The 17,340-nt window shown below is 63.4% G+C and carries 13 protein-coding genes; 8 read left to right on the top strand and 5 right to left on the bottom strand.

Translation table 11 applies throughout. From position 1 onward, the window contains the following. The 8 genes from VNH11_02280 to VNH11_02245 all read left to right on the top strand — a co-directional run. A partial coding sequence (locus VNH11_02280) for a hypothetical protein (protein HVA45188.1) occupies nucleotides 1–495 on the top strand: 495 nt, incomplete at its 5' end. A gap of 55 nt (nucleotides 496–550) precedes the next feature. Further along, on the top strand, nucleotides 551–6,067 hold the full coding sequence (locus VNH11_02275; protein HVA45187.1) for an RHS repeat-associated core domain-containing protein: 5,517 nt from the start codon (nucleotides 551–553) through the stop codon (nucleotides 6,065–6,067). 391 nt (nucleotides 6,068–6,458) lie between these two features. Further along, complete coding sequence (locus tag VNH11_02270) at nucleotides 6,459–7,703, top strand: RHS repeat-associated core domain-containing protein (protein ID HVA45186.1); 1,245 nt, start codon at nucleotides 6,459–6,461, stop codon at nucleotides 7,701–7,703. A gap of 84 nt (nucleotides 7,704–7,787) precedes the next feature. Then, complete coding sequence (locus VNH11_02265; GenBank protein ID HVA45185.1) at nucleotides 7,788–8,738, top strand: hypothetical protein; 951 nt, start codon at nucleotides 7,788–7,790, stop codon at nucleotides 8,736–8,738. 588 nt (nucleotides 8,739–9,326) lie between these two features. Further along, complete coding sequence (locus tag VNH11_02260; GenBank protein HVA45184.1) at nucleotides 9,327–9,566, top strand: hypothetical protein; 240 nt, start codon at nucleotides 9,327–9,329, stop codon at nucleotides 9,564–9,566. A 178-nt stretch (nucleotides 9,567–9,744) separates the two neighbouring features. Next, nucleotides 9,745–11,292 carry a glycosyltransferase family 4 protein gene (locus VNH11_02255; GenBank protein ID HVA45183.1) on the top strand — a complete coding sequence of 516 codons (1,548 nt, stop codon included), beginning with the start codon at nucleotides 9,745–9,747 and terminating at the stop codon, nucleotides 11,290–11,292. A 53-nt stretch (nucleotides 11,293–11,345) separates the two neighbouring features. Beyond that, nucleotides 11,346–12,203 carry a glycosyl transferase family 90 gene (locus VNH11_02250; protein ID HVA45182.1) on the top strand — a complete coding sequence of 286 codons (858 nt, stop codon included), beginning with the start codon at nucleotides 11,346–11,348 and terminating at the stop codon, nucleotides 12,201–12,203. A 150-nt stretch (nucleotides 12,204–12,353) separates the two neighbouring features. Then, nucleotides 12,354–12,710 (top strand): hypothetical protein, encoded by a 357-nt coding sequence (locus VNH11_02245; protein ID HVA45181.1) that lies wholly within the window; start codon nucleotides 12,354–12,356, stop codon nucleotides 12,708–12,710. A gap of 1 nt (nucleotide 12,711) precedes the next feature. On the opposite strand, the gene VNH11_02240 is transcribed toward VNH11_02245, so the two are convergent. The 5 genes from VNH11_02240 to VNH11_02220 all read right to left on the bottom strand — a co-directional run bounded on the left by VNH11_02240 (nucleotide 12,712) and on the right by VNH11_02220 (nucleotide 17,227). Continuing rightward, nucleotides 12,712–13,545, bottom strand: coding sequence for an arginine deiminase-related protein (locus VNH11_02240; protein HVA45180.1), 834 nt, complete (start codon nucleotides 13,543–13,545; stop codon nucleotides 12,712–12,714). Between the two features lie 95 nt (nucleotides 13,546–13,640). Beyond that, the gene (locus VNH11_02235) at nucleotides 13,641–14,888 is read right to left on the bottom strand and encodes a TIGR00300 family protein (GenBank protein ID HVA45179.1); all 1,248 of its coding nucleotides are present in this window, start codon (nucleotides 14,886–14,888) and stop codon (nucleotides 13,641–13,643) included. A gap of 81 nt (nucleotides 14,889–14,969) precedes the next feature. Then, nucleotides 14,970–15,869: a UDP-2,3-diacylglucosamine diphosphatase LpxI gene (gene lpxI / locus VNH11_02230; protein ID HVA45178.1), complete on the bottom strand. Its 900-nt coding sequence runs from the start codon at nucleotides 15,867–15,869 to the stop codon at nucleotides 14,970–14,972. A gap of 3 nt (nucleotides 15,870–15,872) precedes the next feature. Further along, on the bottom strand, nucleotides 15,873–16,928 hold the full coding sequence (gene lpxD, locus VNH11_02225) for a UDP-3-O-(3-hydroxymyristoyl)glucosamine N-acyltransferase (GenBank protein HVA45177.1): 1,056 nt from the start codon (nucleotides 16,926–16,928) through the stop codon (nucleotides 15,873–15,875). A 170-nt stretch (nucleotides 16,929–17,098) separates the two neighbouring features. Next, nucleotides 17,099–17,227, bottom strand: coding sequence for a hypothetical protein (locus VNH11_02220; protein HVA45176.1), 129 nt, complete (start codon nucleotides 17,225–17,227; stop codon nucleotides 17,099–17,101). Nucleotides 17,228–17,340 lie beyond the last annotated feature (113 nt).

The raw sequence follows: 17,340 nt of genomic DNA, 5'->3' as shown, positions 1-17,340 counted from the left end.
CTTCCCGACCAGCTCCGCCTCTCCATCTCCGGCGTGCGGCCGGAAACCTGCCAGGACGCCGCCCGCTTCGACGGCGATTACATTCTCGACCTCGTCGACCGCGACGCTGCCGTCAGCCGCTGGGAGGTCCAGTTCGACCCTCACTGCCGGCTGTACCGCGCGACGCTCAGCGCGCGTCCGCGCCTTCGCGAGCTTGAGTTGAGCGCCGCGCTGGAAGGCGGCGTGCCCGGCCCGCGCTGGACCGGCACGTCTTCGGCCGCCATCGACCAGCCCATCACCCTTCGGCTCGACGGCTCTCTGGCCGCGGGCTGCCGGTGGCCGGAAACCATTACCCTCAAGCCGATCCGCGCGGCCGTAGGTCCGGCTTTCCAGCCTGGAGCCGCCGCGCGCTACGACATCTCCGCCCAACCGACCGCCGCCGAGCGGGCCGCCATGGCCCTCATGGCCGGCGGCAGCTCCAGCTCCTCTTCGTCGCGCGGCTGCGGGTCCCATTGACTGCACGACGGATTGCCACTGTGTCTGCCCCTGCCCGTGCGAAGATGGCGGCACGATGACGCCGACGCCCTCGCCGCTGACGTCGGTGCCCAACAGCCCGATGCACATTCCGACCTACAGCGACCGCCCGGTGCGATACGGCAACGGCGAAATCACGCTCGCCAACACGGATCTTACCGCCTCCGGCTTCGGCCAGGAATTCGGCCATACGCGCATCTTTTCAAACCGCCTGGGTGGCGATTGGGATTACGGCAACGGCTATAATTGGCTGGTACGGCAGTTGCCCAAGCTTATGCAACTAGGGGCGAGCACGATCATGGTTGTCCGCGGCACGCGCTCGACCGACTGGTTTGATATGATCAACGGCGTTTACGTCGGCCGCTTCGGCACGAAGAACACGCTCACGCACGACGCCACCGCGGGCGTCTTCAACTTCGCCGCCCCCAACGGCCAGCTTACCATCTTCAACGACTTTAATGCTGGCTCCCCCAATCCGGGGCTGTTGAAGAGCCAGAGCGTTGCCGGCGGTCAGGCCATCGTGGTCACCAGCTACGCGCCTGCCACCACCCTGGGCATTGGCGAGGTGCAGCGCAGCTATACCAGCGGCGGCGTTACCACGATCGAGTCGTTCTTGTACAGCTTTACCGGCGTCGATCTGGCCGGCGTGTTGTTCCGGCGGCAGGTAGGCGGCGGCGCGTGGCAGAACGTGCGGCAGGCGCTCTACGCCTACTACGGCAGCGGCGATCCCAACGGCTTGCCGGGCGATCTGCAATCGGCCACCGTGCAGACTTGGAATGGCACTGCCTGGCAGACGATCGACGATCATTATTACCGCTATTGGACGACCACGGGCGGCGGAGCGCTGCCGCACTGCTTGAAATACGTGGTGAACAGCGCCGCCTACGACCGCATGTTGGCCGCCGGGCTGAATCCGCTGACGGCCACCGATGCGCAGGTGGCCGGCTTCGCCGACCTCTACCTGGAATACGATGCCGATCGCCACGTCACGTTAGAAACCACAAATGGCGGGCTCTACACCCACCGGTTCGCTTTCACGACGAACACCAACCCTGGCTACTTCAACGATTTCAACAACTGGAAAACCAAGACGGTCGAAACGCGGCCCGATGGCAGCGTGGTCACGGCGTATTCGAACTTCGTCCAGGGCGTCCTTCTGAAGCAGCTCGCCAGCGGGTCGCAGAAGTGGATTGAGGCAGTCCACTTCAACGACCGCGCCGATGTGGACCAGTACGCCTATCCTTCGGCGGTCGCCAGCTTTGACGACACGCAAAACAATCTCGGCATCGTTTACAACGCGAACAGCGGGTTGATCCGCAGGTACAGTTATTACGGCTCGACGGCGCCCGGATATACGCAGAGCGAGTCGGTCCAGCAGGGCACGGGCGGCACGCCGATCGTGCTCGAGCAGTACGAGTACACGCAAGTGTCGGCGGGCGGAGTGACAATCTATCCCACCACCGCGGTTACCGCTTATCGCGATGACGCCGGCACGCAGCCGGTCACGACGAACCTGGCCTATACCTTCTTCTCGGGCACGACGGCCGTTCAGCAGCGGACGACGATTTGGCCGATCGTCCCAGCAAGCCAGAACGGTTCGGGCGTGGCCGAAAGCCGCGTCGACCAATTCGACCACTGGGGCAATGCCGCGTCTTCGACGAATGAGCGTGGGGTTGTTACGCAGTTCGTCACGGACATTGTGACCGGCGGCCTTCTGCGGCGCGTGGACGACGCGACCGGCATGGCGCTCGTCACAGACTTCACGCTCGACAATCTGGGGCGCACCATCCAATCGCTCGGTCCCTCGCACGCGATCGACTTGGGCGGAGTGGCCACCGTCGTGCGAAGCGCTTCATGGGCGGTGTTCGATGATGTCAACATGCAGGTCCGCACCGCCCAAGCCTACGCCACCGGCACGGGGCCGAATTACACCTACACGCTCGTCAATCCGGTTGCCATCACCATCAGGGACGGCGATGGCAACATCACCAACGAGATCTCGGCCACGCGCGCAAGCACGGCCGGGCCCTTGCTGCCCAGCGACACGTTCGGCCAATCGAGCTATGTTCGCTGGACGCACGATGTCTTCAGCGACAACGACCAGCAAACCGCCACCCAGGTTTACTTCTTGATACCCGCGAGCGGGAGCGGCTCGAAAGGCGTCAATTACAACGAGACCGATTTCGGCTTCGATTCGATCGGCCGGCAAAACCGCGTGGTCAACGGCGGCGGCACGATCGCCCGCACGGTGCATGATGCGCGCAATCTGCCGCTCTCGATTTGGATCGGCACGAATGACACTGGCGCCACCGACACCGACCCGACTGGCGGTGGTGTGGCCGGCAACAACATGGTCGCCGTGCAGATCAATGTTTACGACAGCGGCGCGGGCGGCGGCGATGGCAACCAGACGCAGCAGCCCATGCCCGTCGACGGCAGTTCGGCCAACAACCGCGTCACCGCCATGCAGTACGACTGGCGCAATCGTCAGGTGCAAATCAACCTGGCGCAGGACTCGTATCAGGTCAACACGTTCGACACGATGGATCGCATCATGCGCGTCGATCGTCACGCGCAGGCAACCGGCACGTTGATCGGCCGCTCGGCGACAAATTACGACAACCGTGGTCGCGTCTATCAAAGCATCCGCTACGGCGTCGATCCAAATACCGGAGCGGTCGGCAACTCCCTGACCGACAATACCTGGTACGACCCGACAGGCAATGTGATGATGCAGTTGCCGGCTGGTTCCAGCGCCTTCACCAAGCCAGTGTACGACGCGCTGAATCGCCAAACGGTCCAGTACGTTGGCTACTATTCCACCACGCCCACCTACGGGCAAGCGGCCGATATCAGCGGCGCCAGCATTGTCGAGCAAGTCGAGGCAACTTGGAATGAGGCGAGCGATGGCATCCAAACCACCATTCGCCAGCGGTTCCATAACGCCGCCGGCCTGGGGCCCTTGACGGAACCCGGCGGGCCGCAGCCGCAGGCCCGGGTGACCTACGCGGCCATGTATCCCGATGGCGTTGGCCGCAACCAGGCGGTGGCCGAATACGGCACGAATGGCGACGCCCCGTTCGCGCGACCCGCCGCGGTTCCCGCTAGTTCCGACTCAGTGCTGGTGACGCTGACTCTCTACAACAGCCGGGGCGAGCCATATCAGACCATCGACTCAGCGTCCACCGTCACGCAGACCACGCTGGACGATGCCGGTCGTCGCATGCAGTTCATTCGCAACTACCAGCAAGGCCAGCCTTCAACGGGTGACGTAAATGTCACGGTTCAATGGACCTACACCGCCGATAATTTCATGGCTACGATGAAAGCCTTGAATGCCACCACCGGCGATCAGCTCACGACCTTCAATTACGGCACAACTCTCGGCACCTCGGACGTGGCGCGCAATGACGTGCTATCGTCGATGGTCTACGCCGACGGCGGCACGGTGTCTTACCTAGTCAACCGTCAGAGCGAGCGCAAGCAACTGGCCGACCAGAACGGCACGGTCCATGCTTACGGTCACGATTTCCTTGGGCGCGACATTTTTGACAGCATCACCACGCTCGGTTCGGGAGTCGATGGCTCCGTGCTTCGCATTGGCCGCACGTACGAGATCCGTGGGATGCTGGGGCACGTCGCCAGCTTCTCCGACACCGCAGGCACGAACGTCGTGAACGACGTGTTGCGCGTCTACAACTCGTTCGAGCAATGCACAGCCGAGTATCAGGAACACAACGGGTCCGTCGACACCAGCACGTCTGTCATGATCGGCTATCAATACGCCGACGGCTCGGCGAACACCATCCGCCCCACGGGATTGCTTTATCCCAACGGCCGGCTGGTGACGATGAGTTACGGCGCCGCCGGTGAGATCGACGATACCTTGAGCCGAGTGGCAAGCCTGATCGACAGCGACGGCACGCACCTGGTTGATTATACGCGGATTGGCGCCGACACGTTCGTGCAGGCCACTTCGCCGCAGCCGCAGCTTGCCTGGTCGCTCATCAACGGCGCGGGCATCGATCCCTACACGGGTCTCGACCGGTTCAATCGGGTCGCCGATAACCGTTGGTACAACACGGCCACGAACGCCGACCTCGACCGCATCCAGCACGGCTACGACCGCGCCAGCAATCGCCTGTGGCGCAAGAACACGGTCGCTGAAGGCGCGGGCGTCTTCTTGGACGAACTCTATGCCCATGATGGGCTGTACCGCTTGGCCCGCCTCGATCGCGGTCAGCTTAATTCCACTAACACCGGCATCGTTTCGGGCACGGAAGATCTTACGCAGGCTTGGGGACTCGACGCGACCGGAAACTGGTCGACCTTCAACCAGGCGGACACCGGCGGCGCTTGGACGCTTCAGCAAACCCGCACGGCGAACGCGGCCAATGAGATCACCGGCATCACCGGCGGCGGATGGGTCGTGCCGGCCTATGATGCCGCCGGAAATACGATTCAATTCCCCCAGGCAAGTGTGCCGATAACCGCTGACGCCGCGATTTATGATGCCTGGAATCGGATGACATCTGTTTCCAGCGGTGGAACACTCATCGAGCAAAGCGCCTACGACGGTGAAGGCCGCCGCGTGACCGAGTCAACGCCGGCGGAACTGATGCACTTTTATTACACCGCGGAATGGCAGTGTGTGGAGGAGCGCGTCGGGACGTCCGCTGTTCCCGATCAGCAGTTCGTCTGGGGCATGCGCTACATTGACGACCTCGTTCTTCGCGATCGGGGCAGCGAGCGGTTTTACTCGATGCAGGATGCCAACTGGAATGTCACCGCAATTTGCGACCCCAGCGGTGCCGTGCAGGAGCGGTATAGTTACGCAGCTTATGGTTCGCCGGTTTTCCGTAACTCGTCGTTCGTTGTGATCTCCTCATCTAGATTTGACTGGCAACTCCTTTTTGGCAGCTATCATTGGGCAGCAGTTACTAGCTTATATGTAGTTCGCCACCGTTGGCTTCATGCAATACTTGGCGGTTTTATCTCGCGAGACCCGCTTGGCAGCATGCCGCCGTCACCGAACTTATATGCATATGCAGGAGACTCCCCAATAACGAGAACGGATCCCAGTGGCCTCCAGTATCGACCAGGCTGTCCTCCGCCGAATCTCGGCAGCAAGACGGATGCGCAGAAGTGCAAGGACTGGGCCAATTCGCAGGCTTCGGCCGGCGCAGGATGGCTCGCTACCCTCCCCAACTGTCCATGCACCATTCCTGCCGCTGGAACTCCCGGTTGGTACGATCCAGAAGAGGCGAGCCAAACGTTTCACCCGGGGGCGAACGAATGTGTGCGATCGATACCAACAGTCGACGGCGGACCAGGACAGCAATGTTGTTACGACGCCGCCGGCACATTGATAACGGGTGGTGCCGCTGCCGGAACACCCGATGAGGTTGCACCTGTCGGTCCGATTGACACGCTTTCGCACTATTTTGTTGACGTGGTCCCGTTCAATTGGTGTAACGCTGCTGGCATGCTCAATACATACCTCACATGGCGACCTCCAAACAACGGGAAAGGCTGTCCCGCGAATGTTGTTTAGGATCAAACCACGGAGCGCATCCAACGCTGAAAAGATCAGGCGGTGCGACGTGCCTGTTGCTCTAGCCGGCGACTCGGCGTCCGGGCCGCACGGCATACACACGCTTCAACCCGTAGCTCAGGAGAACTGTCATGAACAATGTACTTTGGGGCCCCGTCTATTTTATCCTTGACGCAGCTCCGGCAAATCGCTTGTTCGGGGTAGTGTCCGCCGCGATGTTACTAGCAGCCGTATTTGCTTTAGTACGCAAGCCGCGCTTGGCCACCGCGTTTTTATCTGTACTAGCGGGTCTGCTCTGGCTGGTAATTGGAGTACTTGGGCGTGCAATTGGATGCTAGGCGCTGGGCGCGGAAAACGGAACGGGAACGGAAAACGAGGAACGGAGAACGCCGTGAACGAGATCACCGACCTCACCGGCGGCGGCTGGGTCATACCTGCCTATGATCATGCTGGGAACGCGACTCAGTTTCCGCAACCGACCGCTCCATCGACCGCGGCCCAGGCAACGTACGACGCGTGGAACCGAATGGTCCAAGTTTTGAGCAGCGGTGCGCCGATCCAGCAAAACGCGTACGACGGCAAGAGCCGGCGCGTTTCCACGCTTGCTGCTGGCACGTCGCGGGATTACTACCTCTCGCTGAACTGGCAGACCCTCGAGGGGCGCGTTAGCGCAGAGACGACGTCTGATCGGCAGTTTGTCTGGGGCCTGCGAAACATCAATGACCTGCTCGTACGGGATCGTAACACGGAGCGCCTCTACGCACTGCAAGATCCAAATTCGAATGTCACAGCCACCACCGACACCAGTGCAAATGTCGTCGAACGCTATCTCTACGCTGCCTATGGACAGCCCACGTTTCTCAGGGGCGATTTCGCTGTAATCGCTACTTCCGCGTATGACTGGGCAACTCTTTTCGGTGCCTACGCGTGGGACAGCGGCGTTGGAGTCTACTACGTCCGATATCGGTTCCTGATTCCAGTTCTCGGTACTTGGCTTACTGCGGACCTAGTGCCCATTGACGTTGGTGACCCGAATTTATATCGTTATGCGGGCAACGGACCGATTGGCGCCGCAGACCCTCTGGGCCTCGACTGCGAGGCCCATGCGAGCACCCCGTTTAAGATCGGTGACCGTGTCGCGAAGACCGATTACGCCGCGATCTATGGAGACGGATGCTCCGGCGGCCAAAGCACGTACCTAATTATCGTGGACTTCTCATCGTGGACAGGTAAGGAATGCGACTTGGTCAGCGAGGAGCAGATGCTGGCCCACGAGGTTGGGGTCCCGAAGGTCGGTAAGTTGGATTACCTCTTCAATCTTCCGAGTGGATGCACGCACGCAAAAACGAGCTTCTTCAAACATGATGTCACTACGGACAAAACGAAAAAGGAGAACTGCAATGAAGTGGAATTCGTCTTCTTCTGCGACGTCGTGTGCAAATCCTGTCAGTGTGTTCCCGATCCACCAGCCGGTACGCTCCGCATCGGCACTACACCGTACAACAAGGGAAACACCGATACTATCGTTAGTTGGAAAATCAACTTTCCTAAGCCCAAGCCCTGCCAGTCGTGCCCGCCGTGCGATAAGGCGACGATTGACGCTAGCACAGGGCCTACGACGTTCAAGCGCCCGTGACTACCCGTGAGATCACTAAAGAAAGAGGCCAGTTCGGGTCATAGAGGTCGGCCGAACGCGCGCTGGCTGACGCTCCCGATCCACTTGCGCGGCCGCTTCACGCTTCGCACGGTAATCCTTGTTCTGACGATCATTTCGTTCCTGCTAGCGGTGGCCGCTCCGCGCATTCACGCGAAGCGCCGTGAGCGTTTATCCGCGAAGCAGATACAAGAAATTGGAGGGTCGTTCACTTACGATTGGGAGGCGGAGGCTCGTCCGCGCGGCGCAACGGGCTGGCGGTTGGCGAGGTCGCTCCTTGGCGACGACTTCTTCGACAATGTCGTTAGAGTGCAGATCGCCCCGCGCGTACGCCTCAGCGAACATGGTCTCGCGTTTCTCGCCGGATTGCCGGAGCTCAGATATCTGACTCTGTCGAACGGGTCGATTCATGATGCAGACTTGCTGCACGTGGCCTCGCTGCGAAAGCTGAAGTTCTTGGCTTTTATCGACGCGCCCGTATCTGATTGCGGGCTTCGGCACTTAGCCGGATGCCGCGACCTCGTGGAACTCCATTTTTACCGTACGCTGGTCGCCGGTGAGACGGCCGCTCGGCTGCGCGCGTGCCGCGGGCTCGAGGTTCTTAAGTTTGATGGCTCGCCTTTAACCAATCGCGGCGTAAAGGAGGTTTGCAAGCTTGAGGGGCTCAAAGAGCTTTGGGTCGTTAACGCGCCGATTACCGATGACGCCGTTTTGCGCATAAAGGATCTACGTAAGCTGGAAGTACTCTTCGTCTTCGGCGCTCGCATCACCGACTCCGGTCTTGCCGAGTTGGCGATGTGCCGCAGCTTGTACTCATTGACGATCGACCAAACGAACATCACAGATCGAGGATTGCGCCACTTAGAATCAATGAACGGACTGGCCTACCTTTCCGTCCGTGGATGCGCGCTCTCCGAACGCGCAATTGAGCGCCTGCAATCAAAGTTGCCGCAATGCTGGGTTAACACAAGCAAGCAGGCAAACGCGAATTCCGCCGACCGAGCACGTGACCAGTAGGGCAGTGTAAGAAAATAAGTTGGGCAGCTGTCTATAATAGTGTACGAGGGCAAAGAAACGGGATCGCGCCAAGCGGAACTCGGGAAAGGAGGTAGAAATATAAGGGAGCAAATCGAAACCCTTCCGTAGGAGTCCTGCGGGTCGAAGCCCGCCCAGGAGGGTCTAACCAACCACTGGAAGCGAGTCTTGCGCGGCGTCGGGCAACCGACGTTGCGAAGCGCAGACAGCCAGTCCAAGTGCCATGTAATTGAGCCTCGAAGGAACCAATGTCGGCGCCCCTGTGCTTCGCGTAGCTGGGGCCTCGGTGCAGCATCGCCCTGGTGCGATGCACGCAGCCGGCCTGGGTCGAAGAACATGCGCCGATGGAGAATCGGGGTTCCCCAGGAACTTGGGAGATCCTGTCGTCTCCATCCTCGAACGCGGCTCCGAAGGGGTGCCGCACCAAAACCGCCTGGCTCGCCAGTCCGTGCCGGGACCGGCGGGAGACTGCAATTGTTGAATAGTGGCTTGGAGAGGACATTGAAACGGGTGTGTGTCTATGGGGCATGGCGAATTATCGAAATCTTCTGACTTCAGAAAGGATCAGCCATGATGACGGATTCGGTGGTCGTTTCGCGCCGCGGAGTGTTTCACGGCGTGCTCGCGCTTCTGGCGGCGTGTACAGCGTTGCCGACCCCACGCGCCGTCGCCAGCCGGGGCGCCGCTAGCGGCGCGGAACGATGCGAGCGCGACGGTGTGCTCTATCAGGAGTTCGATAAGTTTGGCCGCGTGGTGCTGGTCGTTCGTGAAGGTCCGCGTCCGTGCAGATGGACGACGTATTACGACTGAGGAATCGAGGATCGTCTGGGGAGCGGACATTGCGAGGATCGGCTTCCGACCGTCCCGAGCGGAAATAGGCGAAGCGACGGCCTAGGAAGGCCATCCTGCCAATGGCTCAACGCGGGCGGGGCGAAGTGCGAGTGTCCGCTCGGCGCTCTGGTGTGGTGAGGGAGAAGAGTCCATCAAGGTGTTCTCTATCAAAACGTCTTGTTTCGAGAAAGCGATGAGCGGCGGCAACGATATGGGAGGCACCCGACAGGCGTTCGCCAAGCTGGCGAGTTGCCGCTACCGCTTGGCCGTGGGGAGGTGTGGCTTGTATGCTTGCCGGCATCCGGCGGTCAGAGCCCGCGACGGCCTGGTGACGGACCGCACCTGCTCGGGCTGCGAACTGCGGACCACCGTTGCCCAGCCGCGGCCGTTCACGGCCAATGACCTGCTGTCGGCCTACGAGGCCGCCGCGGATTTACGGAACGCCGCGGAGGCATTGCGGCCGCGGAACGCCGCGCAGGGTGTGGCCTGGAACGCCACCGAGGGCGTTCCCTACAGACCGCACCGCGGGGCAGGCGATGGGCGGGTGCGCGTGGGATTCGTCACGCCCAACCTCGTCCTGGGCGGCGCGGAACGATGGATCGTCAATCTGCTGCGGTATTTGGATCGTGAGAGGGTCGTGCCGGCGGGAGTGGCGCTGTTGAACGCGGCGCCGGCGGATGCCAGGATGTGCGCCGAGGCCGCGGAGTTTGCGCCGCTGTTCGGCGGGCCGGATGGGACGCGCCCGCACCCCAGCCCTCTCCCGGAGGGAGAGGGAGAAAAGGACCCTCACACCGGCCCTCTCCGCGAGGGAGAGGCGGATGGCGTGATTCGGTTCGAGTCGGCCGAGGCGGCGCTGGAGGCGCTGTGCCAACGGTCGGATGTGATCGTGGCCTGGGGCTCGGGCCATTTCGCGCGGCTGATGGCCGCGCGGCGGTTCTCGGGCGAGGTGGTGATCGTGGCGCATGGCTCGGCGCCGAGCACGGCGCGCATGCTCGACGGCGGCAAGTACGCCGCGCAGCACCTCGTGGGCGTTTCCAAGGCGGCCGCCGCGGCATTCCGCGATTCGCGGGCCGTCGTCATTCACAACGGCGCCGACCATGCACGCTGCGCGCCGACCGTGCCGCGCGACGAAACGCGGCGGCAATGGGGCGCCGCCCAGGCCGATTTGCTGCTGGGCTACGTGGGCCGCTTCTCGTGGGAAAAGAACCCGCTCGCCGCGGCCCTCGCCGCGCGGGAACTGGGCGGGCGTTTCCGCGCTGTTTACGTCGGCGGCGGGGCGCACGAGAACGAGGTCGAGGCCGAGGTTTGCGCCATCGCCCCGAACAGTATCTTCGTGCCGCCGGTCGAGCAGATCGGCGACGCGCTGGCCGCGCTCGACGTGTTCGTGCTGGCCAGCCCGAGCGAAGGCTTTTCGTTGGCCCTCACCGAAGCCTGGCTGTGCGGCGTGCCCGCCGTGGCCACCCGCGTCGGGGCCGTGCCCGAATTAGAGGAGTTGCACGGGCAAATGGTCGTCGGCGTGCGTGTCGGCGCCTCGCCCGGCGAGCTGGCCGTGGCCGTCCGCCGCGCCCTGGGGCCCGAAGGCCAGGCGGTCGCCGAACGGGCCAAGCGCGTGGCTTGGCAACATTACACGGCCCAGGCCATGGCCGAGCGGTGGAGCGAGTTTTTGGTCAAGGTGGGTAGAGCGATGAGGGATGAGGCCCATTGATCCTCGAGGCCTCATCCCTCATCCCTCATCCCTCATCTACAGAGAGGAGTGCCATGCTGCCCAAACAAGTCCGCCTTCCGCCGGAAAGCGTCGCCCTGGCGCACGGCGAGTGGAGCTGCCACCTGGAAGCCTGGAGATACGTCGTATCGACGTTGCGGGCGTTGCCGGAAATCGAGGTTGTTTTCGACGCGGCGCTGGGCATGCTCTGCTGGTCGGCCTATGAACTGCGGGTCGATGGCGTGCCGGTAGCGATCGACATCAGCGATTACGTGCTCGTCGATGCGGCGGTGGGCGGCTTCGAACATTGGCTGCGGTTCACCTACACGCCGCTGTTCGCCCCGTTTCCCGGCATCGGCTCGTTCCCGATCACCAGCTTTCTCGACTGGCACGAATACGAGCGGTTATGCCGCGAGCTCCGGTATCGCGCGGAGGGCGGGCGCGTCGTGTACAGCCAGCGTGATTACCTGGAGGAAAAGCTGCCGGGTGGAAAGACGGCCCGCCGGCAGCACGCGCGGCGCGTGCTGCAGGAGCGGTATGGGGCCGCGCTCGACGATGATTGGACCGATCGGCCCGGTTATTGGCGGCGCGCGGCGGATTCGCTGGTGACCGTTTGCGTGCCCGGCGCCGACAATCACCATCTCGATCGGGGGCAGCACCAACTGTTGGGGTTGGGAGTTTGCACGATTTCGCCCGACCTCTTCATCGCGCCCTTGGAAGAGCGATTGGTGGCGGGCGAGCATTACGTGGCCTGCCGCGACGACTATGCCGATCTGATCGACCAGATCGAGTGGTGCCGCGCGCACCGCGACGCCTGCCGGCAGATCGGCCGGCAGGCCCAGGAATTCTTCCAGCGGCACAGCACTCCGCGTGCGATTTGGCGATACGTAGGCCAGCGATTGGCCGCGAGCTGACCGCGTCGCCAGCAGGCGCGACCGCGGATGGTGCCCACAATTGCCGAGACCGTGAGATCCCGTTACGCCACGCTTGAAAACGTGCCCCGGATGACCTACATTGCAAATAGTCGTTCCCCTTCGCCGGCGAAGAACTTCAGGAGGTGTGGCATGAGAGTCGTCGTGCTTTCGCTGGCAATCGCGCTGGGTGGCCTGGCAGTCGAGTCGTATGGTCAATGCCCTGCGCCCGCCCGCGTCTATTATGGCGGTCAGGCCGGATACGCGGGTTACGCACCTTACGGCGCCTACTACGCGCCGTATGGAACGTATGCCCCGTTCACCGCCCGGCAGCCCAATTATCCCGTGTCGTCGAGTTCCGCCCCCGCTGCCCGCTACGGAATGCAGAACAGCTACTTTCGCGGCAGTGCGGGTCCCTTTGCCCCGCCGGGCGGAACCTTCTTCGGCGGCTACGACTATCGCGTGACCTATCCGCCCGGCTGGTACGGCGGATATTGGACGTGGTGGTGAATCACGTCTCGTGCTTCCAGCCCGCGGCGTCCTCGCCGTCGAGCCGCAGGGTGAGGCACTTGGCGCTGCCGCCCGCTTTGACGAACTCGTCGAGCGGCGTTTCGTGCGGCTCGAAGCCGCGCTCGCGCAACTCGGCGTGCAAGGTGGGCGAGCCGGTGTTCGTAACCACGTGCCGGCCAACCACCACCGCGTTGCAAGCGAACCGCCGCGCTTCGTCTTCGGGCACCGCGATCAGGTCGTCCACCTCGTGCTGGAAGACCTTGGCGCCGTATTCATCGAAGGCGGCCGGGTAGTAGATCGCACAGCCCGGCGCGAGCGGGCAGAAGCACGTGTCGAGGTGGTAGTAATACGGATCGACCAACTCCAGCGGAATGACGTGGCAGCCGAGCATCTCGCCGATCTGCTGATGCCCCCGCGCGTCGCTGCGAATGCGATAGCCGGCGAACAACGTTTCGCCGCAAAACAGCGCGTCGCCCGCCCCCTCGAAGTACACGCCGCTGGGAGCGTGTTCGACTTGAAACCCGTGGCCGGCCAGCCAGGCTTCGTCGATCGGCTCTTCGCCCTGCCGCTGTGCATGGCGGAAATGCGCTAGCACCGCGCGTCGATGATAAATCATGGCCGCGTTCGCCGTGAACACCAGGTCGGGCAACCCCTGCACCGGTTCCAAGGTCGAAATCCGGGCCCCCAAACGTTCGAGCAACGCCCGCAGGTCGCTCCATTGCCGCTGGGCGACCGCCCGGTCGCTTTGCCGAAGCCGGCTCATCCAGGGATTGATTTCATATTCAATCCCGTAGAAGTCCGGCGGGCACATCAAAATATGGGGGAGGGACGTCATAGTGGATATCACGACCGATGCCGGATCCGTGGTCCGTGGTCAGTTGCCACGGACCACCGACCACGGACCACGGACTACGGACAACGGACCACGGACTACGGACCAATCTGTTTCAACTCCGCCACCAGCGAACGCAAAAACGGCTCCACGTCGGTCACCAGGCCCACGGTTTGAAACGAGCCGCGGTCGTTCAGCTTGATGACCGTCGAGGGATTGATGTCGACGCACGCCACCTTGACCCAGGCCGGCAGCAGGTTGCCCACCGCGATCGAGTGCAAGGTGGTGGCGATCATCAGGCAAAAGCTCACGTCGTGCAGCTTCCGCCGCATCTCGCGCTGGGCCACCAGCACGTCGGTGATCACTTCGGGCAGCGGGCCGTCGTCGCGGATGCTGCCGGCCAGCAGGAAGTCGACGTTGTGGCGGACGCACTCATACATGATGCCCGAAGTGAGCGCCCCGGTTTCGACCGCCTTGCGAATGCCGCCCAAGCGGCGAATGCGGTTGATGGCCCGCAGATGATGCTCGTGGCCTTCCTCGGTCGGAATGCCCTGCTCCATGTGGACGCCGAGGCTGGTGCCGAAGAATGCCTGCTCGATATCGTGCGTGGCCAGCGCGTTGCCGGCAAAGAGCACGTGCAGATAGCCTTCGCGGATGAGGTGGCAAACGTGCTCGGTGCTGCCGGTGTGGACGATGGCCGGTCCGCCGACCAACAACGCGCGGCCGCGGGCCTGGCGCGTGCGGGCCAATTCACGGGCAATCTCTCGCACCGCCAGCCCCTTCGGTTTCTCGGTCGAGACGGCGCTGCCCATGAACTCGAACATCTTCCGCTCGGCGGCCCGCTCTTCCGGCAAGACCCGCACGCCGCTGTGGCCGATCACCACCTGCTCGCCCGAGCGAATCTCGATCATCGGCACGCATCGGGCCGAGTGGCGCTGGAGATCGACGACGATGCCGCAGTCCATTTCCTGGTCGGCGACGGCGAACCACTGTCCGGCCAGCCGCACCTCGGTGCGCTGATTGGTGCTGCTGTAGAAGCCTTCGGGGAAGGCGCCGTCCATATCGGCGGCGGCAAGCTGGCAGTCGTGGGCGGTGGCGGGCACGGCCCCATGATCGGCAATCTGGCTGAGGATGTCCGCCAGCCCTTCGGCCTCGGGGGCCGAGACTTCGACGAGCGCGTAGCTGGGATCGCGGCGGGCCTGGCCGATGGTGATCCGCTTGATGTGGAACGATCCACCGCGGCTCGTGATGATGTCGAGCACCTTGGGCAGAATCAGGCTGTCGATTATATGACCGCGGATTTCGACGTCTTCCACATGACGTTCCGCGTCGCGCGACGTGCTCACGGCGCGTCCTCCTGATGACGTGACGAGTATGACAAAGGGCCGCCTGACAAATTGTATCCGTCCGGCGAGCGAGGCCAAGCGTCAGGCATGCTCGCCGTCGGCCGAGAGGGCCACGATGGCGATGCCGTGCTGGTCGGCGAAACGCACCACGTCGCACTCGTCGACGATCACCGTCTTGCCGGCTTCGATCGCCAGACACGTGGCGCCGGCTTCACGCATGGTCTGGAGCGTCCGCAGGCCGACGGTCGGCACGTCGAAACGCATGTCTTGCTGCGGCTTGGCGACCTTCACCACGGTGAAGCCGCCCTGCTTGCAAAGTTCGCCTGCCCGGCGAATGCACTGGTCGGTCCCCTCCACCGCCTCCACCGCCAGGGCCGTGGCGCCCTTCACGGCCACGCTCTGACCCACGTCGAGCCGCCCGATCTCTTTGGCCAACCGCCAACCGAAGGCGATGTCGTTGTGCTGGGGCTGCGAAGGCCCGCGGCGCGTCAATTGGCCAAGTTTCACGAGCAACTCCGGTGCAAAGTCAGTCGGGGGCCAAACCGTGATTCCGGCCCGCGCGAACATGCCCAACATGGTGCTCATCAGCGTGTCGTCGCGCAGGTCGCGCTGGTGCAGCAGAAAGTGTCGGTAGAAGGCGGCGAGCGTCGGCCAGTCGGGCAGGTGCTTGAGGAACGCGGCGCGCTGAAACAGCAGGTGCTTGTGGATTTTGCCCGCCACCGCCGCGCGCCGCACGCCGTGGCGGACAAGATAGCGGCAGGCCCCGCCGATCTTGCCCAGCCCGATCCACTGAAAATCGGCGCAGCATTCGGCGATCGAGGGGTCGGCATGTCCCTTGACGCCCAGACAATAGACCTCGAAACCCTGGCGGCGCATCGCCTCGGCGATGACCAGCGGGTAGCGTCCCCAGCCGGCCATCAAGCCGATCGGCTCGCCCGGCGCGGCGGTCGGTCGCCCGGTCTGCTCGGATAGCGTGGCCATCGCTTATGCCACCGCCCTGGGTCCATCGGCGCCGGGCCGCGCCTCCAGCCTGGCGACGGCGGCCTCGACGTCCTTCAGTTGACGGCGAAATTCGGGCAAACGGGCAATCGCGGCCAGGATGAGCTTCTGGTGGCGTTCCGGCCGGGCGGGGATGCCGAACACCACGGCCCCGGCGTCGATGTCGTTGGGCACTCCCGACTTGGCGCCCACCACCGCCCGATCGCCGATCTGCACGTGGTCGCGGACGCCGGTCTGTCCGGCCATCACCACATAGTCGCCGGTCGTCGTGCTGCCGGCGATGCCGACCTGCGAGCAGAGCATGTTGTGGCGGCCGATGCGGCAGTTGTGGGCGATCATCACCTGGTTGTCGATTTTCGTCCCTTCGCCGATGACGGTGGGGCCGTAGGTGCCGCGGTCGATCGTCGTGCAGGCGCCCACCTCCACGTCGGCCCCGATCTCGACGTAGCCGAGCTGGGCCGACAACTGGTGCTTGCCGTCGACCACGGCGTAGCCGAAGCCGTAAGCCCCCAGCACGGCATTGGCGTGGATCACCGTCCGCGGCCCGACGACCGTCCCTTCATAGAGCACCGCATTGGGAAAAATGGTGACGTGCTCGGCAATGCGGCAACCCGCCATGATCCGCGCGCCCGCGTGGATGGTGCTCCCCTGGCCGATCGCAACGTCGTCGCCTACCGTCGCCCCCGCGTGGACGTCGACGTCGGGGCCGATCTGCGCCGACGGACTGACGATTGCGTGCCGGCTGACGCCGATTCGCCGCGGAGGCCGCACCGGGCGAAAATGGCAGACGATCTTGGCAAACGCGGCATGCACGTCGTCGACCTGGATCGTCGGCCAAGGTTCGGGCACGAATTGCCGCGGCACCACCACGGCCGCCGCGACCGAGTGTTGCAGCCGATGCGCTTTGTCGGGCGAATCGACGAGGGTGATCTGGTTTGCGGTTGCCGTCGAGAGCGTCGCCGCGCCGTGGATTTGCAAGTCGGCCGGGCCGAAAAGGGTGCCGTCGACGAGTTCCGCGAGCTGGGCCAAAGTGGCTGCCATCTGGAATCCTTTCCACCTGCGTCATGGCGTCCGCGGCGCATTCGTGTACGAAGCGAAGAGGCGACATGGGTGCGGGATGCTAGTGCTTTCGCCGCCAGGCGGCAAGAGCAACCCGCCGCCGCGGCGAGAACACCTTACGTCCCTACGTCGCTTACGGAGGTCTTATTACTTCACGCGGCCGAGAATGAGACATTTTCCGCGAGCAAGCGGTGGCCGGGGCAGAGCTTGGCCAGAAAGCGGCTGGCGCCCATCAACGACGTGGCGGCCAAGCGATGCCCCGGTTGGACGCACCGGGGCATCGTCTGGCCGCCGAGATGAACGATGTGCCAGCCTCCACCTGGCCAGACTCTGCCCCAGCCACCGCCAATGTCTCATTCTCGGCCGCGTGAAGTGTAGTTGATGCGGTCCGGGC

The sequence above is a fragment of the Pirellulales bacterium genome (genome assembly GCA_035533075.1).
GTDB lineage: Bacteria > Planctomycetota > Planctomycetia > Pirellulales > JAICIG01 > DASSFG01.
Note: the sequence above shows the minus strand (reverse complement) of the source record. Positions and strands in the feature narration are given on the sequence as shown.